The 3,669-nt window shown below is 70.2% G+C and carries 1 protein-coding gene; it reads right to left on the bottom strand.

Going from position 1 to position 3,669, the window contains the following annotated elements:
* Positions 1–3,628, bottom strand: a 3,628-nt coding sequence (locus tag ACZDWJ_RS19635) for an RHS repeat domain-containing protein (RefSeq protein WP_463523859.1), incomplete at its 3' end; no start/stop codon positions are given.
* Positions 3,629–3,669: the final 41 nt, after the last annotated feature.

Below are 3,669 nucleotides of genomic sequence, written 5' to 3' on the forward strand. Positions count from 1 at the left end.
ATGAGAGAGATCCTTCCAACGAATCAACTCTCCGGACATCCCGGGGCGGTTCAGTGGGTGCGACCAGCGGGCTGGGGTTCCAGATCGTGGCGCGGCCCACCGCGTCGTAGGTCAGGGTGCCGGGGTCGGGCAGTGCCTTGACGGCGAGCTGCTGGGTGGAGCCGGTGCCGGCCTGGGTGGCACTGTCCGGTGCGTGGGGATGCCCGCTGCCCGCGGGAGGGTAGGTGAAGTTGGTGGCCATCGTGGCCGGGCCGGTGCCGGCGGCGGTGCTGGTGCCGGTGATGGCACTGGTGGTGGTGACGGACTTGAGCCGGGTCTGGGCGTAGGTGTAGTCCAGGGCGTAGGTCTCGCCGGTCACGTTCTTGACGGACGCGGCTTCGACGGCGTTGGGCTGGGCGCAGCTGGTGGTGGGGTTGTTGGTGGTGGGGTCGAGGGCGGCCTTGGCGGTGTCGGCGGAGGTGAGGCGGCTGATGCCGTCGTAGGCGTAGCACCAGGCGCCGTAGCTGGCGGGGGTGGCGGCTGCGTCTTGGCGGCGTCCGGCGATCTGGGTGGGGTTGCCCTGGGCGTCGTAGGTGTAGGCGTACTTCAGCTGGTCGTAGGTGGCGGACCCGTTGAGCGCCTTGGCGGCGAGAGTGTCGAGCTGTCCGTCGGGGGTCCAGGTGTAGGCCCGCTGCATCTGCACGGGGTCGGTGGCCCCGGGCGCGGTGGTCGAGGTCACGCTCAGGGGCCGGTTGAGGGCGTCGTAGGTCGCGGTGGCGATCGCCCGGGGGCCGCCGGCCATCGGGGTGGTGATGTCGGTGAGGATGCCGTTGCTGGAGTAGGTGTTGGTGGTGGTGAGCTCGGCCAGGCCGGGGACGGCCGGGTAGGTCGTGGACGTGGTCTCGCTGAGCTCGTTGTAGGTGTGCCGGGTGGTCTTCGCGATCGTCCCGGCCAGCGGCCCGGTGGTGGTGCTGGCGCTCTCGCCGGTGAGCTTCGCGGGGTAGTTGTCGGTGGTGGCCAGTGGGTTGCCGCGGACGTCGTAGGAGTCGATGGTGCTGGTGAAGTCACCCAGGGCCGTGTGGCTGGTGTTCCGGGTGGGCCGGCCGAGGCTGTTGGGCACGGTGGCGTCGTCGTAGGCCCATTCGGCCAGCGGGTACGCGGTGTCGGTCCCGGCGTTGGTGGTGGCGGTGGTGATCTGGGTGCGGGCGACGGGGCGGTCGAGGGCGTCGTAGCTGGTGGTGATGACGCCGCCGGCGGTGCCGGGGGTGACGTCGTTGGGCATGGCGTCGTCGACCGAGGTGGTGTTGCCGCGGGCGTCGTAGGTGTAGCGGGTGGTGCCGGTGTCGGGGTCGGTGGCGGAGGTCCTGCGGCCGAGCAGGTCGTAGTCGTAGTCGTAGGTCAGCAGCGCGTCGGTGTGGCTGGTGGTGCTGGGGGTCTTGATGGTGTCGAGCTGGCCGGTGGGGGTGTAGGTGTAGGCGGCGTATCCGTCGTCGAGGGTGGTGCTGGGTGAGGTGCCGTTGGCGTACTGGTTGACGGTGGCGACCTGAAGGCGCAGGTTGTAGGTGCTCTTCGTGGTCGCGACCGGGGCGCCGGCGGGGTCGAGCACGGAGACGGTGTCGCTGCGGGCGCCGTAGGTGTTGGTGGTGGCGCGGATCAGGGCGCCGTTGGACTTGTCGTTGACCCGGGTCGGGCGGGTCAGCTCGTCGTAGCTGGTGGTGGCATAGGTCCCGATCGCGGCGGTCGTGGTCGGGATGACCGCTGTGCTGCTCGAGACGATCGGGAAGCCGGGGCTGGCGAACCAGACCTGGCCGCGTTCGTCGTAGGCGTTCAGGGTCGCGATCCGGGTTGTCGCGTCCGGTTGGCTTGCATCGGAGAGGGTGTTGCGGGTGGTGGTCTGGAACGGGCGGCCCCAGCCGTCGTAGAAGGCCAGGGTCCGGTCGTAGGTGGTGCCTTCGCGCAGGACCTCGGTGGTGACGCGTCCAGCCGCGGAGGCGGTATCGGTGTAGGTGTACTTCGTCGAGGGGTCCTGCCCGGCGGACTGGCTGCGTCCGGGCAGCCAGAGGTTCACCGGGCGGCCGAGGTTGTCGCGTTCGATGCTGGTCAGGCGGCCGTTGGCGTCGCGGGCGGAGGTGACCTGGCCGCGGGTCCGCGAGAGGGTCTGGGTGGTGGTGAACCCGGCGGTGCCCGTGTCCGGGGCGGGGGTCTTGGTCTCCACCGAGGTCAAGAACCCGTTGGTCTCACTGGTCGTGGCGTCTGAGCCGTTGTAGTAGGTCCGGGCGTAGGGGGCGGAGTTCACGGCACCGGTCGGGCCACCGCTGGTGGGGATGCGGGCGGTGATGGGGCGCCCGTAGGCGTCCCACTTGGTCAGCGTCGTGATGGTCGGCGACGCCGGGTTGCCGGTGGACACGGTGGTGTAGTTCGGGTCGCCGTCGGTGGGTGCGGCGCCGCCGGCCTGGTCGCCGTCGTAGTAGTAGGCGGTGCGGTTGAGGAGCGTGGCACTGGTCTGGCTGCTGGACTGGCAGCCGGACTGGCGGGTCTCGACCAGGCGCGGGACCCGCAGCGCGGTGGTGGCGCTGGTCAGGTAGTACATGCAGGCGACGACGTCGTCGCTGCCATCGGAGGAGGTGCCGGCATCGTCGGTGCTGGTGCGGACCGCGCCGAGCATCTTCCCGTGGTGGTTCCCGCCGCCGGGGTCGACGGTGACGGTGGTGTTCTGCTCATCGCCACCGGCGCGGGCCAGGACCGACTGGGTCGACTGGTAGGTGTAGTAGGCGTCCGGGGTCAGGTTGGAGTCGGCGGTCTTGTAGCTGGAGTACTCGTAGGCGGTGCGGGCCAGCGGCTGGTCATCGTTGTCGCGTTCCACGCTCTGCGCGAGGCGGCCGTTGCGCCACTCCGCGTCGAGGTAGGTGCCCTTGATGGTGGTCACCGACTCCGAGCGGAAGGTGTTGTCGGTGTAGTTGAGCTTGGTGTTGTCCAGGCCGCGGAACACGATCGCGTCGTGGCGGGCCACGTCGACCAGCGGGCTGTCGACGACCTGGTCGGCGCCGACCCGGCGGGTGTGGGTGACCATCTCCTCATAGCCGCGCCAGTCATCCCAGGTCTCGGCCTTGTTGTCGGTCAGCAGGCTGCTGCGGTACCGCCATCCCGGGGCGCCGAGGTACTCGTAGTCATAGACCCGCAGCCGGCCGGGACTGATCGGGGCATCGGTGGGCGCCTGCCCGGCGCGGTAGCCGGTGGCGTCATCACCGAGCGCGACCCGGGTCACGACGTACTTGTGCCACCAGCCCCACTTCTGGGTCTGGGGCAGCAGCCGCGGGTAGCACTCGCGGGCGCCGCTGATCGACTGGTAGCGGGCCAGGCCGTCGACGGTGGTCGAGGTGCAGGCACGCCCCGTGGCGTGGCCGTAGGTGACGTCGATGCGACCGCCGGTCTCGTTGCGCACCGAGTCGATCCGCAGCCGCTCGAACGTGCTGGTGCCCGGGGCGGGGTCGACGCGGTTGCGCAGCCACACCCCGTTGAACCCGACGCTGGGCAGGGTGACCGCGGCGCTGGCGCCGGCGTAGGTGCTGTCGGGGTCCAGGCCGGTGTGCTGGATCTTGGAGAGCCACAACGACTGGCCGCTGGGGTTGTTCGGGTGGGACTGCTGCACGATCAGGTGACAGGTTGGGTTAGGCCGCCTGGGTGGCGGTT

Source organism: Nocardioides sp. B129/18, assembly GCF_055282735.1.